Annotated in this window: 14 protein-coding genes; 6 read left to right on the forward strand and 8 right to left on the reverse strand. The window is 45.2% G+C overall.

Going from position 1 to position 16,919, the window contains the following annotated elements; genetic code table 11:
• Positions 1 to 255 precede the first annotated feature (255 nt).
• The 4 genes from KUV50_RS00050 (at position 256) to KUV50_RS00065 (ending at position 6,750) form a co-directional block, all read left to right on the forward strand.
• Complete coding sequence (locus KUV50_RS00050; RefSeq protein WP_222578029.1) at positions 256 to 2,592, forward strand: aminotransferase class III-fold pyridoxal phosphate-dependent enzyme; 2,337 nt, start codon at positions 256 to 258, stop codon at positions 2,590 to 2,592.
• Between the two features lie 463 nt (positions 2,593 to 3,055).
• On the forward strand, positions 3,056 to 3,928 hold the full coding sequence (locus tag KUV50_RS00055) for an AraC family transcriptional regulator (RefSeq protein ID WP_222578030.1): 873 nt from the start codon (positions 3,056 to 3,058) through the stop codon (positions 3,926 to 3,928).
• A 76-nt stretch (positions 3,929 to 4,004) separates the two neighbouring features.
• Complete coding sequence (locus tag KUV50_RS00060) at positions 4,005 to 5,456, forward strand: hypothetical protein (RefSeq protein ID WP_222578031.1); 1,452 nt, start codon at positions 4,005 to 4,007, stop codon at positions 5,454 to 5,456.
• Between the two features lie 130 nt (positions 5,457 to 5,586).
• Positions 5,587 to 6,750, forward strand: coding sequence for a sialidase family protein (locus KUV50_RS00065; RefSeq protein ID WP_222578032.1), 1,164 nt, complete (start codon positions 5,587 to 5,589; stop codon positions 6,748 to 6,750).
• Between the two features lie 160 nt (positions 6,751 to 6,910).
• Here KUV50_RS00065 and KUV50_RS00070 read toward each other — a convergent pair whose 3' ends face one another.
• Both KUV50_RS00070 and KUV50_RS00075 read right to left on the reverse strand, forming a co-directional pair.
• Entirely contained in the window at positions 6,911 to 7,108 is a 198-nt protein-coding gene (locus tag KUV50_RS00070; protein ID WP_222578033.1) for a type II toxin-antitoxin system RelE family toxin, read from the reverse strand.
• Positions 7,092 to 7,316 carry a hypothetical protein gene (locus KUV50_RS00075; RefSeq protein ID WP_222578034.1) on the reverse strand — a complete coding sequence of 75 codons (225 nt, stop codon included), beginning with the start codon at positions 7,314 to 7,316 and terminating at the stop codon, positions 7,092 to 7,094. Before KUV50_RS00075 ends, KUV50_RS00070 begins: the two co-directional genes overlap by 17 nt.
• A 119-nt stretch (positions 7,317 to 7,435) precedes the next feature.
• On the opposite strand from KUV50_RS00075, the gene KUV50_RS00080 reads away from it, so the two are divergent.
• Positions 7,436 to 8,698: a sialidase family protein gene (locus tag KUV50_RS00080; RefSeq protein WP_222578035.1), complete on the forward strand. Its 1,263-nt coding sequence runs from the start codon at positions 7,436 to 7,438 to the stop codon at positions 8,696 to 8,698.
• A gap of 444 nt (positions 8,699 to 9,142) precedes the next feature.
• Positions 9,143 to 9,922, forward strand: a complete 780-nt coding sequence (locus KUV50_RS00085) for an SDR family oxidoreductase (RefSeq protein WP_222578036.1) — start codon at positions 9,143 to 9,145, stop codon at positions 9,920 to 9,922.
• Positions 9,923 to 10,006: 84 nt separating this feature from the next.
• On the opposite strand, the gene KUV50_RS00090 is transcribed toward KUV50_RS00085, so the two are convergent.
• The 6 genes from KUV50_RS00090 to KUV50_RS00115 all read right to left on the reverse strand — a co-directional run bounded on the left by KUV50_RS00090 (position 10,007) and on the right by KUV50_RS00115 (position 16,831).
• On the reverse strand, positions 10,007 to 11,260 hold the full coding sequence (locus tag KUV50_RS00090; RefSeq protein WP_222578037.1) for a DUF4374 domain-containing protein: 1,254 nt from the start codon (positions 11,258 to 11,260) through the stop codon (positions 10,007 to 10,009).
• 17 nt (positions 11,261 to 11,277) lie between these two features.
• Positions 11,278 to 13,659, reverse strand: coding sequence for a TonB-dependent receptor (locus tag KUV50_RS00095; RefSeq protein ID WP_222578038.1), 2,382 nt, complete (start codon positions 13,657 to 13,659; stop codon positions 11,278 to 11,280).
• Positions 13,660 to 13,789: 130 nt separating this feature from the next.
• Complete coding sequence (locus tag KUV50_RS00100) at positions 13,790 to 15,433, reverse strand: PepSY-associated TM helix domain-containing protein (protein ID WP_222578039.1); 1,644 nt, start codon at positions 15,431 to 15,433, stop codon at positions 13,790 to 13,792.
• A 6-nt stretch (positions 15,434 to 15,439) separates the two neighbouring features.
• Complete coding sequence (locus KUV50_RS00105) at positions 15,440 to 15,739, reverse strand: hypothetical protein (RefSeq protein WP_222578040.1); 300 nt, start codon at positions 15,737 to 15,739, stop codon at positions 15,440 to 15,442.
• A gap of 4 nt (positions 15,740 to 15,743) precedes the next feature.
• A complete protein-coding gene (locus KUV50_RS00110; protein ID WP_222578041.1) occupies positions 15,744 to 16,073 on the reverse strand; it encodes a hypothetical protein in 330 nt (109 codons plus the stop codon).
• Between the two features lie 47 nt (positions 16,074 to 16,120).
• On the reverse strand, positions 16,121 to 16,831 hold the full coding sequence (locus KUV50_RS00115) for a hypothetical protein (RefSeq protein ID WP_222578042.1): 711 nt from the start codon (positions 16,829 to 16,831) through the stop codon (positions 16,121 to 16,123).
• Positions 16,832 to 16,919 lie beyond the last annotated feature (88 nt).

The raw sequence follows: 16,919 nt of genomic DNA on the forward strand, positions 1-16,919 counted from the left end.
GATGTTTATTAATTTGCCTTTTTGGGAATGCTCTGTATCCGATGGTCTGGAATTACAAATCCTGGCAACCTTATGAATGAAAATATTAGATAAAATTTATTACAAGATGCGGACTTGAATTCTTTCCTAATTTAAATGATTGGATGATCAATCAATGTCAATCAACGGTACATATTATACTTAAATATTTTATACGCTTCTACATTAAGTTTCGAAAATAAATGAGACATCCTTTTTCCTGAAAAATAAACAGCTATGTATCAAGAACAATTGACTTCTACGGACAGGACGCTTGTAGCCAATGAAATCCTGGATTTTATCCCAGAGCGGATTTATGACATTCATGCTCATTTGTATGCTGCTCAACACTTTGATGTGCAGGCATTTCCATTCCTTCAGAATTCCTCTTTATTTGATCTCGCAGCCTACAGGAAAGCTATATCTCGCACTTTGGGAGACAGAACGATCGATGGCTTGTTTTTTGGCATGCCTCATAAAAGTGGCGATCGAGAATCTATAAATAAATGGATATCTGGCGAGGTCGAAAAATCTGAAAAAAGTAAAGCGTTAAAACTGGTTAGTCCCAAAGATTCAAGAGAAGAACTGTCCAAAGATCTGAAAAGCGGCCGGTTTTCCGGTATCAAAGTATACCACGTGTACGCTGACCGGGCCGATACCATGAATGCATCCATCACGGAATATGCGCCGGAATGGATGTGGGAAATCCTCAATGAAACTGGTGGCATCATTATGTTACACATTGTTCGTCATTATGGCATAGCGGATGAAGACAATCAGAAGGCGCTTCGACGGCTTTCAAGAACCTATCCGAACGTGAAGATTGTATTGGCACATATTGCGCGAAGTTTTAACTACCGGAATGCCAGAAAAGGATTGTCTGAAATGGCCGAGCTGGACAATGTGGTCGTGGATACCTCTGCGATATGTGAATCGGAGGCTTTTGCTACAGCAATAGAAGTTTTAGGCCCTGCCAGAATTTTGTGGGGATCTGATTATCCGGTTAGTGAACTTAGGGGACGGTGTGTGACAACCGGAGATAATATGTTTTGGTTACATCCTCATATATTAAAATCAGAACATCAGTCCCCAACCGGCGTAGATATGACCTTGGTCGGTATCGAATCACTGGTTGCATTGAAGGAAGCTTGCGAAAATCATGGCTTAAATCGTTCAGATATTCAGGACATTTTTTACAACAACGCTTCGCAACTGTTAGATCTGGAGGATACTTCCAATAGTTCATCGGATACAGCTTCGGGATCCGAATTGTGGACGAAAGCACGGGAAGTCATCGCAGGGGGTACCGCTTTGTTATCGAAACGGGCAGAAATGCATGATGTAGATACCTGGCCTACCTACTATTCCCGTTGTTCTGGATCCGAAGTATGGGATCTGGATGGCCAGCGATATGTGGATTTTCTGGGCGGGGTGGGATCCATACTGTTGGGTTACTCCGATCCGGATGTCAATGCGGCAGTGAAAAGACGGGTTGCTTTGGGGAGCTACTGTTCTCTGGTCAACCCCCAGGAGGTCGAGCTGGCTGTTAAACTGTTGGAATTGCATCCCTGGGCGAAGGAGGGGAAGGTACGTTTTGCACGGACGGGCGGTGAGGCGATGAGCGTCGCCATTCGTTGTGCACGAAGTTACACGGAAAAAAGCGGTGTGGCTTTTTGTGGATATCATGGTTGGCATGATTGGTATCTGGCTGCCAACCTGGGCGATGATGATGCGTTAGATGGTCATCTGTTGCCCGGACTGGAACCCAGTGGAGTACCCCGGGAACTGAAGGATACGTCTGTTCCATTCCGATATAATGATATTGAATCTTTTGACGCAGCGATAGATAGATTATCCGGGAACATAGCAGCTATAGTCATGGAACCCATGCGCTCGCAGCATCCCGATCCGACATTTATCGAACACATTGTCCGCACCTGTCAGACAAGGGACATTGTTTTGATCGTCGATGAAATCACCAGTGGAATGCGCCATGGATTTCCGGGTGCACACCTGAATATAGGACTTCAACCCGATATTGCTGTTTACGCCAAAGCGATGAGCAACGGAATCCCTTTCGGAGCCATTATTGGAAAAAAGGAAGTCATGGACGAGTCCGAAAAAAGCTTTATTTCATCCAGCTATTGGACCGATGGAATAGGCACCGCTGCTGCACTGGCTGTGCTGGAAAAGGCGGAACGGTTGAATTTGCAAAAGCAGGTCTGGGATAAGGGCGTAGGTTTTCAAAATGAACTCAAGGCGATTGCAGATAAATACCCCGCATGTAAAATGGAAATCGCAGGAATGCCACCCTCGCCGTCCATCGCGTTCCACCTGGGCGACCTTGCATTAAAAGTGAAAACGCTGTACATACAGAAAATGGTGGACCGAGGCTTTTTGGTATCCACCTATTTTTATCTGATGTGGACCCATACCCCGGATCACTTAGCGGCTGTATTAAAAGCGGTGGATGAGGTTTTTGCTGAAATTAATTCCCTGATAGAGAACGATCGTATACATGAAGCTTTGCCAGGAGGGGCAAAAAATAGGAGTGGTTTTTCACGACTTGCTTAAACGTATTCTGACAGTGTGAAAAAATTCGATGAAATAAACCTTTTGCCACAGCGCAAGTTCGTATAAGTCCCTACCGCATCTGCTCGATCGAATTCCACTATGAGGAAGAATTTTATTTCTTCTACTCACCCTGGTTTGCAATAACCACTATCTTTCCCTAACTTGTCAGAAAGTATCAGTTTTGCCCGCAAAATTCATGGCTTTTGATTTATGCAGATGCAAGGCATCTAATTCCGCAGGAATAGTATTCTATTTCAAGGAGTTAGTAACGCAGCAGATGTATGAATCAAAAGTCAAACGTCACCCAAAATTGGGCTATGAAATATATCCAATTTTGGAATTTAAGCATTTGATGCACTGTATATTATGCATCATAACAGATTGACGTGGTGAATAAAGCGGGTTAGGATTGATTCGGAAAACATCTCTTTATAAATTCATGAATTAACAGTATAAATCAGCAATGAACGCCGTTGAATTACATCTTCCGCAGGATTTTACCAAATCTTTTGTGGTATTTCGGGAAAAAGGGGCTTTCTTTCCGGCTCCCTGGCACTATCACGAGCACTATGAACTGGTACTGGTCAAGAAAAGTACCGGACGACGCATGGTGGGGGATCACATTGGTTATTTTGATGAAGGCGACTTGGTGTTTATGGGGTCGATGTTGCCCCATGTCTGGGTGAACGACCCGGAATACTTCGAAGGTGAAGCCGATCAGGAAGCAGATGCCCTGGTGATTCATTTTACGAAGGATTTTCTAGGGGAAGGGACGATGAAAATGCCGGAAATGGAGAAGCTGAAAAAGGTTCTTAAATTATCACAACGAGGCATGGCGATCAAAGGGAAAGCCCGGGCGGAAATTGATCGTCTGATGACTGAAATGCCCGAAATGCCCGGTCTGCTCCGCATGTCCAATCTTTTTGCTGTGTTTCAAGAGTTAGCTCATGCGGAGGAGGTGGAGATTCTGGCCAGTCCTGCATTTGTTCAAAACTATGAATCGTTGGCATCGGACCGATTCAAATCAATTATGGAGTACATTATGCAGAATTTTGATCAGAAAATCACCCTGGAACAGGTGTCTGGTGTGGCGAACATGAGCGTTACAGCATTTTCCAATTACTTTAAGGATCAGTTTCGGATGACTTTTGTAGAATACCTCAACTCTGTACGGATTGGTCAGGTGTGTGTGTTGATGTCCGAAACGGACAAAAATATTTCCGAGATCGCTTACAATTGCGGCTTTAACAATCTGGCCAACTTCAACCGGCAGTTCAAAAAGCACAAAGGAATGACGCCGCGGCAATATCGAAAAAAGCTGGAGGCCGGGTTGTAATTATTTAGAATAGCTTTTTTATCTTACGCGGAAACAACATGTACACACATTCTTTCACAATTAAATCAAGCCCCAAATGAATAGATTATACCCTGTTCTGCTTTTGCAGATTATTACCCTGCTGACAGTTACGGCGCAAGAGCCTTTACAGATCCAGGATGATCGGCAACTGTTTGTGGACCATTACCTCATTGATGCTATGGATAATACTGAACTGCGCTTGCACCACCCGGTGCCTGAAGGCGCGGTACTCCATTTTGATAAACCGTGGGAAGGTCATTTCAGTGGTTACTCCACGATTATTAAAGATGGTCCTTTGTTCAAAGCGTATTACAGGGGTGTGCGAGAGGCGGGAAGTGATGGGCGCGATGGTGAGACGACCTGCATCGCATTGTCTACCGATGGAATTCACTGGACGAAACCGGAACTGGGACTTTTCGAAGTGAATGGATCCAAGAAAAATAATATTGTCCTGGCTCATGCAGCGCCGGTGACACATAATTTCAGTCCCTTTATTGATCAAAATCCGGCGTGTAAACCGGAAGAAAAGTATAAAGGCGTGGGAGGAACCAGTAAAAGCGGTCTGATTGCATATAGTTCACCCGACGGAATCCACTGGACCAAAATGCAAGAAGAACCCGTGTTTACAACGGGTGTTTTTGATTCTCAGAATGTAGTTTTTTGGTCCGAAAGTGAAAACCAATACGTCTGTTATTTTCGAACGTGGTCGGATGGAGGGTTCACAGAATACAAGGGATTTCGGACCGTCAGTCGAACAACTTCAAAAGATTTTATCCATTGGACCGATCCGGTGAAGATGACCTTCGGAGGCACCCCACCGGAACATCTTTATACCCAACAGACCAGCCCGTATTATCGGGCGCCTCAAATTTACCTCGCTATAGGTGCCCGGTTTATGCCCGGACGACAGGTGCTGTCCACGGCACAGGCGGAGGCATTGGATGTCAATCCCAAGTATTTCAAGGATTGCTCCGATGCGTTTATTATGTCGACGCGAGGTGGCGATCGGTATGACCGGACCTTTATGGAATCCTACATCCGACCTGAAATTGGTCTTCAAAACTGGGTGTCCCGATCCAATTATCCCGCGCTGAATGTGGTGGAGACCGGCGATACCGAGATGTCTTTGTATGTCAACGAAAACTATGCTCAGCCCACGGCACACCTGAAACGATATTCGATGCGCATCGATGGCTTTGCCTCCCTTCATGCCGGGTATGGCAGTGGAACACTGGTGACCAAACCCCTGGTGTTTACCGGCAAGGAACTCGAGATCAATTATTCGACATCAGCTGCCGGAAGTGTCCGTGTCGAAATTCAGGATGAGCAGGGGCAACCCATCCCGGGGTTTGGTCTGAGAGATTGCCAGGAGATTATAGGAAATGAGTTGGATCGGGTCGTAACGTGGCAAGAGAATTCCAATGTTCAGGATCTGGCCGGCCGAACTGTCCGGTTAAAAATCCGATTAAAAGATGCCGATTTATATGCCTTCAAATTCAATGAATAGAAAGAAGGCATCCGGATCAGGGACACATTGATTTTAATCTTGTAGAATCGTATTACTTTCTGGTGTAAAAGTAGAAGAAAGGGTTTGGACTTTGAATTATATTTATGCACGTATAAAAAATATAATAATTATGTCCCGAAAAATTATCATGTCAGCCTTGCTGATGGCTTTTGTTTTGAATGCTTTCTGCCAAAACCATTCAGGAATGCGAAAGGTGAAAGATTTTATCATCTATCAGGATGCGTCCTATTATTCGACCTTCCCATCGGTCATCAAAAAAGAAGATGGAGAAATATTAGTGGCATTCCGTCGGGCTCCGAACCGGCAGGTTTTTGGTGAAGGGGGAAACAACCATGTCGACCCCAATAGCTATCTGATGACGGTGCGATCACGTGACAACGGCCTGTCGTGGTCCAGTGAGCCAGAGCTGATGTACGCACATCCCTGGGGTGGTTCGCAAGATCCTTGTTTTCTTCTTATGAAAGATGGAACGATATTGTGTACCAGCTACGGATGGGCTTTCTTGCGTAATACCGACAACCTGAAAACCCCTTATTTTGAGAATATGAAAAATACCGTTTTTCTGGGAGGTTACAACGTCATCTCCAGGGATGGCGGTGAAAGCTGGGATGGTCCCTTCTATCCGCCAAATATTCCTCCAGAGGTCAAATATTCGGCGACCGGTGAACCTCTTCCGGCCTATAACCGGGGAGCACCATGGGAAGGCAAGGACGGACGGCTTTACTGGGCTGTAGCAGCTGGAAACAATAAAGATAATATTCGTCAGACATCTGTATATCTCTTAACATCAGATGATCAGGGAGTGACCTGGGAATATTCGTGCCCCATCGCTGAAGATTCAGAGGCTTCATTCAATGAAACATCGATGTACGAAACACCCAATGGAGACCTGGTAGCTTTTCTGCGGACGGCAGGTCTGGACGATCAGGCTTGTATTGCCCGATCGACCGATGGTGGGAAGTCCTTTGGCCCCTGGAAAAAAATGGGTTTTCAAGGCCATCCGCTGCAAGCGACCCGGCTGCCCGATAACCGGGTGCTGCTGGTGTATGGATATCGCCATAAACCCTATGGAATTCGTGCCCGGATCCTCAATGCAGAGTGCACGAACTACGACACCGCTGAAGAGTTTGTTTTGCGAACAGATGGCGGAAGTACTGACATCGGTTATCCATGGGCAGTGGTCCTGGATGATAACCGGGTGCTGGTGACTTATTATTATAATATCGATAATGGAACACGGCACATCGCGGGAACGATATTGGAGATTGACTAGGATTGACTAGGATTGTAGGATTGGACAAGGGTAGTAGGGTGGATCTTATTCAGGGAGCAAAATTAGAGAAATGATAATTTTTTGTTGAATTCTACGGAAAATATCTATAAATATCTCTGCGATGTAGGACACGTCTGAATATCAATATATTTGATTCAAACTAAATACCAATTCTATAATTACCCATTTTGATTTTGTAAAAATTGGCGTATCCTTTTAATTTTTCGGCTGAATCTAATGACCAAAATGAATCTAATTTTTCACAATCTTCAAAAACAAATTGTTCTATTCTGCGGCGGTCTTTGACAGGTAATTTTACCAAATCTTTCAAAAATTTTCTTTCAATCTGTACTTCCACCAGAATTCGACTTTTTTAATTGAGAATACGCCACTCGTGCCTCGCTTACACTCATCTTTTGCATAGAATCATTATCTTCCATTAACTGGCCTAAAGCATAATCTTCCAGTATTTGTTCGATTTTCTTGTAAGCCGCAATGTCTATCTGTACGGCAACTTTATTTTGATTTTTTTCATCGAAGATGTATTTTTTCTTAATCGTGTCCATTTTATAAATTTTAATTCTTGATATAACGATGCCTTTTAAACCTTCTATTCTTGAATAAAGTTCCAGATAACTTTCTCATTCCTTAACGACATTGTGAATTCTCCTTATCTTAGACACTTATGAATCAACGACGAAAATTTATAAAAAACAGCCTGATAGGGGGTATTTCCTTAATGGCTGTTCCATCTTGTAAAACTCTGGGCTTCGGTGGTCAGGGACCTGGAAATTATGACTTGACCCGCGATGTGGCCGCTCAATACTTTGATGGAGAAATGTGCTATGTGCATCCGCGGGGTGGTATTGTACCGCACCAGGGGGTGGGGCAGATGCCTGAAATTGCCATGACCATGACAACCCTCGATCTTGCCGGAAGCGACGTGTTCAAAGGGATGTATGGGCTGCATACCCAAGACCTGGGGAAGACCTGGTCACCGGTTGAAAAACAGGAAATGATGTCGCCCCGCTTCGAAACCATCGATGGGGTCCGGCGTCCCGTGGCCGCCAGTGATTTTTGGCCCAAGTACCACCACCAAAGCAAGCAATTGCTCGGGATCGGCCATACGGTGGTGTACACCCCGGACTGGAAGGTGGCTCATCCTCGACCCCGCCATACGTCTTATTCCATGTATGACCCGAAGACCCACCGCTGGAATAAGTGGAAAAAATTGGAAATGCCTGACACGAATAAATTCCACAATGCCGGAGCTGGAAGTGTCCAGCGGTATGACCTGGCGAATGGCGAGATTATCTTACCCATTTATTTTATGCCCCCCGAATCCAATTCGAAGGTTACCGTTCTTCGATGTGGCTATGACGGGCAGACCCTTACCGTGCTCGATCAGGGAAATGAAATGGCGGTTGATGATGAGACCAGGGGTCTTCATGAACCGTCGGTGACTTTTTACGAAGGAAATTATTATCTCGTGATGCGCAATGACAAAACCTCTTATGTGACGCGCAGTAAAGATGGTCTGCAGTATGAAACCTACCGGCGATGGACTTTTGACGATGGGTCGGATCTCGGGACCTATAATACCCAACAGCATTGGGTGACCCATAGTAAAGGGTTGTTCTTGGTATACACTCGTCGTGGAGCTGACAACGATCACGTATTTCGCCACCGGGCCCCACTCTTTATGGCCGAGGTTGATCCGGAAAAATTGTGCGTGATTCGGGAGACAGAACGCATCCTGGTGCCCGAACGCGGTGCCCGATTGGGTAATTTTGGTGTAACGGATGTGAGCCCGGATGAAACCTGGGTCACGGTGTCTGAATGGATGCAGCCTGCTGGTGTCGAAAAATATGGGAGCAATGGTAGTGTTTGGGTAGCCCGGATACAATGGAATGAAACGAATGATTTATTTGATGTGGTAAGGTCTTGATCCTTGTATAGAAGCGTCCAAAATAAGTAAAAAATGACGGGGTTTAGATTTCCATATAATTGGGTTAATAAAATACCCAAACCCTGTCAAAAAATAAGATGGTCAGGTTGAACACCTACGGAGTTCAAAGCATTAGCCTTCCCCTCCCCGAATGGCGCCTATCGGCTTATTCGGGGTTATTCACCTTCAACACCTCCGGCGTTGTTGGGTAGTCAATATGAGATCTAATGCGTTGAAATTTCATGATAATTAGAGATCCCCACTACTCAGAACCCCTGATGGGGTTCAAAGTGAATAACCCCCGGCAAGCAAAGTGCAGCCGGGGGTTATAGACGATGTTTATTGGGAACCCCATATGGGGTTCAACTAAAAGCAAACTATAATTAAATTACCGGGTTTACCCACACGCCATCTTATTTTTAGATCTATAACAAAACCAAATTTATGAAATCAATTTATTCTCTGGCGAATCAAACAATATGGGTAATCGGAGGTGCCGGGTATTTGGGACGTCATATTGTGGCGACACTGCTGGAGCAAAATTACCACGTGGTCTGTGCGGATATTAATGGACGAGCAGCGGAATTTGCTGAAAATCTGGAGCATCCGGAAACCCTTTATCCGGTTGAGCTGGATGCCCGGAATGAAAAGGCCATTGATCGGTTTATTGAAGAACAAATAGCTGACACCGGAGTACCGGATGGGCTCGTGATCTTAACTTATGGGGCCGCGGGTAAAAAACTGGAAGAAATGACCGGAGCGGATTTTGACCAGGCTAGTCAGCTGGGCGTCACATCAACATTTTTATTAGCACGAAGCGTCGGTCTGCATATGGTCGAACAAGGGCGAGGCCAGATTGTCCTGTTCTCGAGCATGTATGGCATGGTGTCTCCCGATCCGAACATGTATCTGCCACCCATGAAGGCGAACCCCATCGAATACGGGGTGGGGAAAGCCGGTATTATTCAGATGACCAAATACCTGGCCGTGCTATGGGGGCGTACCGGGGTGCGCGTGAATTGCATTTCACCGGGACCTTTTCCCAGCGAACAGGTGCAGGCAGAAACCCCCGAATTTATCGACCGGTTATCCAACAAAGTTCCGTTGGGAAGAATTGGTGCACCGAAGGAGATCGCAGGACCTGTTCTCTTTCTGTTGTCCGATGCCTCCAGCTTTGTGACCGGACACAATCTGGTCGTGGACGGGGGCTGGACCGCCTGGTAAGAAAAGAACAATATGAGGACAAAAAAAAAACGGCAAGAGCCACAAAGCTCTGCCGTTTTGAAATATAGTTCATGGGGATGAAAATCATTCTGTGGATTCGAGTTTATTGATTGCAGTGATCACACCACCCTTTACCTCGAGTCCCCGCGTGGCCGTTGCGGAATCTACATCTACGCTGTATACAAAACTACCCGCTTCAGTGGTTATCCCAATGTAGACCGTCCGTCCATCTTCCGAAACATAATTGCTTCTTAAAGTATTACTGACGATGGATTTCGCATCAGGTAGTCCACTGATCCAGGTGATCGCTTTTTCGTACACATCCAGGATGGCATAGCTTTTTCCCGTGGCATAGGGTCCTTTCTCCGCAACGGGCTGCATGTAAACCAGAAACTGACCGTTTCCTGCATAGGTATTCGTTGTGATGTAGTAGCCCGCTGTGGCTGCTTCGATGTCAAAATAGTAATCAGGATCAAATTCTGTCGTTCCCCTTTTTATCCGGGTCACTGCAGATGGTTTCGTGGTACTCGGTGAACCATTGTTCATCGCTACTCCGGACGAAATCGCATAAATATCTCCCTTCTCATCAACCGTAAGACCACTGTTGAAATACCGTCCGATAAAGCTGGTCCGGTCATCGGTGATGACTTTCTCCAATTCCATTTCAGGATAATCATACACGGCAATCCAGGCGCTATCGGGGTGGGAGGTGCCAAATACATCGTTGCAGCATGCCTTTACGCTCATATAGGGCAGGAACACCTTATCTTCTACCTGGGTGATCCAGCTGAAAAATGCCAACTCTCCATTACCGGCCAGTTCTTTGGTGTTGATCTGACCTTCATCCACGAATTGATTGGTTTCGGTATCCAGCCGATACCAGTAGGCATATGGAGCCTCGTCACTTCTGGATATTTTCGTCAATAGTAAATCGTCATTTACCGGAGCAAAAGCCTGAACGGTTTCGGATTGAAAATCAGATATTTTTTCCAGTTCACCTTTGGAATCCAGCTGATAAGTCGTCACTGCGCCTGGATTGCCCTGACCATAGAGCAGACTAAAGAACTTGTTGTTGTGGGTGACATAATACCGATACGTTCCGTCCTGTTCCACCCCGTTTCCTTCTGTAGTCACCGTGCCTTCGGACAGGTCTTCGGCGGTCAGTAAATAATCCGCCACGCCTTCCGAAGCGACCGGATTGGCAGAGATAATGTATTTCGAAACAGCAGTAGGTTGTTCAGGATCAGGATTTTCTGTAATGGGATGATCATCCTTATCGCAGCCCAGACTCAGTATAAACAGGGCTAATAATCCCAGGTAAGTTGATTGTTTTCTCATAATTAAAATGGTTTTCATTAGTAAAAAGTATATTTTATTTTGGCTGAAAAACTTCGACCTGGTTTTTGCAGGCTAAAGTTGTCAAAGCGTTTTTTATCCAACAGATTTTTACACTCCAGAATCCACTGCATCTTATTGGCAAAGGTGAAGGTCACATTGAGATCATGGGATATTTGACTCGGAATGCTCAGCTTGTCACTCCCCCGACTGGGCCAGTAGAGGTAAAAAGCATGCACGTACAAGCCATTGTATCCGATACTCAGCTGGTGGTCTTTTCGCCATATATCGTGAAAAGTATAGGTCGCATCCGCATTACCATATAAAAAAGGCATGTTGGGGATCCGGTCTTTGTACACGGCACTTTGGATGGTTTGCCCTTGCTCATACCGGGTGTTGTTTCGGAGATCCTGATAAGTTATATTCACCCCCATCCTTATGTTTTGGAGATGATGGTACCGGATTTCAGCTTCGAGGCCTTTATTGATTACGCTGCCGAGATTTTCCATGATTTGCATGGTTTGGTTTTTATCCAGTCTGGGACGGATAAAATCCATGGCATCCCGATAAAATACATTGGTGTTGAAGTTGATGTTGTGGTGGTCCCGGAAAGTCCACCAATAGCTGGCACCCAGGTTGTAATTAAAGCTTTGTTCGGGCTGTAGATCGGTATTCCCCCGGAGATTGATCAGATCGCCAAATAATTCGCCGGTTTCGGGCATTCGATAGCTTTTTTCAAAGGAGGCTTTTACCTGTAGGTTTTCGGTAAAAAACCGGCTCACGGCCACTCCATAACCCACAGAATTAAAGTCGTTGGTATTGTTTCGATAAGCGACATCCCCGTAGTTGCCCGATGGGTTATAACTTTGAGCAAATTTATTTTGTTGGTAGTAGTTTTTGATAAAAAGTGAGCTATTCCATGGGCCCGGAGAAAATTGATACCCCAGACCGCTGATGTTTTTAAGTGTAATGCGGGGTTGTTCATAGATTTCATTATTTGGATCGAGGGCATCACTCCCTTTCCGGTTAAAGGTATTGGTCGTATTGCTCAAGGCGACGCTGTGTGTCTCATTCAATTTGTAATTGAGGTTTGCTACGACCAAACCATTGTTGTTGCCGTATTTGTAGGTAGAATAAGAACGCTCGCCACCGGCATTGGGATACTCTTTGTATTGACCGAACCAATTGTAGCGCCGGTGCAAGGTATCGATGTTTTGTTCTGATCCCAGGTTGTAATGACCATTGAGCCGGAAGTCAAGGTTTTCGAGGATGAAATTCTTTTTACGGTAAGTGATGGCGGGCATCAGAATATTTCCGCGCCGGTGCCAGCCACCAAACACAGAAACAATCCGGGCTCCCGTCTGAATTTCTTTGTAATTCTGACCGGCGGTCCATTCCAATGCCAGTTCATCGGCGAACCATTTGTCTCGCACTCCTACGCTGGCTATGATGCTTTCATTGTGGTAGGTGTTGTGGAATCGTTCCAGATTTTGTTTTGGGTAATAGGCCCCGGTGTTAATATCTGCCGCATCTACTTCTACCTTGTAATTGTTATCCGAATAGTTTGCAAAAGCATTGATCTTGGCAAAAAAGCCATTTTCCCCGGTGAATAAAGCATATATGTTAAATCGGTGGGTGTTGAAGGAACCATAAGAGTAGGACGCTTCCAGACTGTTTTGAGTCTGCGGTCGGGTGATGATATTGACAGCCCCGCCCAGCGCATCCGCTCCCAGTCCGACCGGTACCACCCCTTTATATACTTCGATACGTTGTGCCAGATTGATTGGTATGTTATTGAGCTGGAAAGACGAACCAAAATTGTCCATGGGGATCCCATCTATAAAAAAGCGAACCTGTTTTCCCCGGAAGCCGTTCAGGGACACATTCATCTGCGAACCCACGCCCCCATTTTCCCGAACGCGGACCCCCGAAATGCGGTCCAGTGCATGACCTATATCCAGCGTGGTATTGTGGAGCTGTAGAGCATCGACGACCTGTACGTTGAAGGCTTTTTCCTTTACTGACCGGAGTGCTGTCTTTCCCGAGATGGTGATGCCGTCCAGGGCATAGGCAGATTCTTTCAATGTAAAATCGAGCTTGGCGGTCTGACCCGAACCGACCTGAATTTTTTTCTGTTGAACTTCGTATCCTAAATACGAAATTTCGAGAACGACGGTGCCGGGTTGGGGGAGCTCCAGGCTGTATTGTCCTTTAACATCAGATGTAGTACCCGTGTTCTGGTTCTGAACTTTGATGGTGGCACCAATGATGGCACTTCCCTGCACATCATATACCGTACCACTTATGGTGGTTTTTTGAACTTGTGCAGATAGTGATCCACAGATGAGGACTAGCAAGGTGCACAGTACGAAGAATCTTATTCCAGGAATATCTTTTTTCATCACGATGTATGATTTGATGCGCTAATTAGACTAATTATAAATAATAGGACAGTGCAAATGTATTCAATGGCCTAGCGTGCGTTTATACGTCATCGGGAAATATCCATACGCCAGACGGAAAATGAGCGGGTTAACTTATTTCAGCCTTCATGGCCCTCTTATTTTTACTTGATGCCGGTGAGTTTTTTTCGCGCGGTTGTTTTGATTCCGATTTCTTCCGTTTCATTTTGAGTAAAACAAATAAGGAAGTTAGGGAAAGCAGGAGCCAGAACAGATCCACTATGAATATCTGATGATGTCCTTTTTGAAGCGTAATCCAAATCCAGTTGTCAGATACCAATCCGTTCGCTACAGGGACCAGGAATCCCAGTGCGGATCCAAGCACAAGGCTGGTTTTTGTCGTGAAACGATCGTTTCTAAAGAGAATAAAGAAGAGACTCAGGAACAGCCACGGCCAGAAAAACCAATCATAAATAAACGCCTGGCGGTTTTCGAGCTCCGCCGTGCCCAGCCATTTGACCATGATAAAAGAAAAAGCAGTGACTGGATACATCGACAAGCAAGCCGCCAAATAGATGTGGACCAACCATGCATTGAATTTCCGTTTCCGCGGGTCAATGTGTTTTTTATCTCTGGCAACCAACCAGATCATCACACCGGACAGAATCACAAAGCAGGTCACCAACCCCAATACCAGATAAATCAGCTTCATCCCATATCCACCATAATCACCAAAGTGCAACCGAAGGATCGTATTGGTGGCACCTTCCATGTAGGAGGTCGTCGCATACGGATCTTTCTCTCCGACAACCTCACCCGTCAGTGCATTAAAAATCATAAATCCACTGCCCAACAATTTATTTTTGTGCGCCGGATGACCGGTAACTTTTACGTGCATGCTTTCATCTCCGTAATTATACACTTCCACGGAACGAAGAACCAGATCTTCATACTTATCCAATGTTTGATTTACATATTTTTGAATAGAAATGGAGGTAATTACGGCCTCCCCGGTATATTCGTATTGGGTTTCTTCTTCGTAGTTCATCGTTGCTGCCATCTTGGACTGATCTCCATCAAAAAGGAACTTTTTCACCGGATCAAGCATCAGCGAATACCCGATGATCAGGTATGCCCCCGTGACCGCAAACATAAACTGGTAGGGCAACCCCAGTATACCCAGCCCCACATGGGCATCGGTCCAGATGGTTTTCCATTTCGTCCCTGGTCTGAAAACAAAAAAATTAGGAATAATTTTCTTCCAGTGGACGAGTACTCCTGTAGCAATAGCAAAGAGAAAAAAGAAAGCCACGAGCCCGGCCAACAAATAGCCCGATCTCCCATAGAAATTAAGCTGGGCGAAAAAGTGAAGCCGGTAAAAGAACTCCCCTAGCGAATAGTTGGTGGCATAGCTATTATCCTTTTTAGTCAGCAGGTCCAGATAAAAGAAGGAGCGCTTATTATCTTCTTTACTTAACGTCGTATCTTTGGATGCACTGATGGTCGTGTTTACCCGGCGTTCGTCATAATATTGGGTTAACGAAATGTCCCTTCCATACAACGGATGTTCCTGATCCAGGTGCTGAAAAACAGAATCAAAATCAATGGTTCCAAAAAAACCCTGTTCAATGGGCTCATTGCGCTCCCAGGCATTGATTTCATCCCGGAGAAAAGAGATGGAACCGGTAAAGAAAATGACGTACAGGAGCGCACTGATGATGATGCCGCTGATCGTATGACTGTGGAAAAGGATGTTGTATATTCGTCTTGACATGATGAGTTATTCGATGGGGTGAACTATTTTACCGGTATATATGATGCCACACAGCAGGATGAAAATAGCGAGATAGAGCAACCATATTTTCCATCCTTTACGTGCTATCAAAGCCACGATGAGCAGGCCGGCCCAAAGTATGAATCCGGCATACCGAAGCGTGACCAATACATTCCCAATATGGGTCCACATGGCCAAAGCGATATGGAGTCCTTCCGTGATCATATAGCCACCGACCAGGCCGGCAGATATTTTTAAAAATCGTTCAAAAGGGGATTTCGTGAGATGTTTTTTATTGGCAGGCATTGGTCTATATTATCACTTCCAATAGAATAATGAACACACCGATCAGCATCAGCGTTACAGGACTCAAGACTTGAAGTGGCTGCAGAAGAAAGGTCAGACTTCCGACTGTCATCAAAATGACACAAAACGAAAATAACCCCCCAAGTAACCCCCATTGAAACATTGAAAGCAAAGCACTTGCCGTTAAAAACACGGTCGATAATATTCTACTTTCCTCATGATGTTGACCGATCCAGTCGATAGTTACAGATTGGTAGGTCACCGTGGCTCTTTCGGAAGTGAAATAGTAGAGTGAGAATCCGATAAAACAGGTCATTAAAATACTGGAGATCATTTTTGTGGAGCATTTTATAAATAATTGGATCGCTTTTAGAGGTCCCCTCAACGCACGACCAAAGCCGTCGTATAGATTTGTACCAGTTCCTCATACGATTGACCTTGTACTTCCTCTTTCTGAATACGCTCGATATAATAGTTCCCTTTCCATTCAGGGACAAAGGAAGTCGTGCCGTGAGATTTGGTTTGTACTGTTTTTTGCCAGCCTTCTGGGGCATAAATGGAAAAGGATGATTCAGCGAGCGGTACTTTGTTCTCATAGCTGGTAAGAGTTACTTCTTTGTTTTTCTTGAGTTTATGCGGGTTTTTCGCTAAAACCAATTGATTCGCACTCACTGGTTCGACCGTCTTCCTATTGCCATGTTTACCAACGAACACCTGTGCAGAAGCACTGAACACATACTGCGTGGTTCCGGCGAGCTGATTGACAGTATGCGAGACCGTTAAAGTATAAACACCGTTTTGATCCGGTGTGAATATGGCCTTAAAATGATTGTTTTCGGGGGTAGTGTTCAGGGCTTGTTTTGACCCGTCAGGATGGTGCAGCCATAAAGTAAAATCACTAATATCGGCCCACCAATCCGAAACGGCTTCTTTGACTCCATCATGTGGTTCTGCATAATAGATCGTGACTTCCTGAAGAACACCGGATTTTCCTGTGGGGTTGGTCTCTACAAATAAGGCATGGGCAGATAGGATCGCTGTGGGGACCAGACTAAGTATGGCAAATGGTATGATACGGATAAATTTTTTCATCATGGTTGTTTTAGGTTCTGCAATAGGCTCTTGCTCAATGAATTATGGTGATAATTCTTGAAAATAAATTCAGTATTTATATTTAGAT

This window comes from Membranihabitans marinus, from assembly GCF_019802045.1.
In the GTDB taxonomy this organism is placed as follows: Bacteria; Bacteroidota; Bacteroidia; order Chitinophagales; family Saprospiraceae; genus Membranihabitans; species Membranihabitans marinus_A.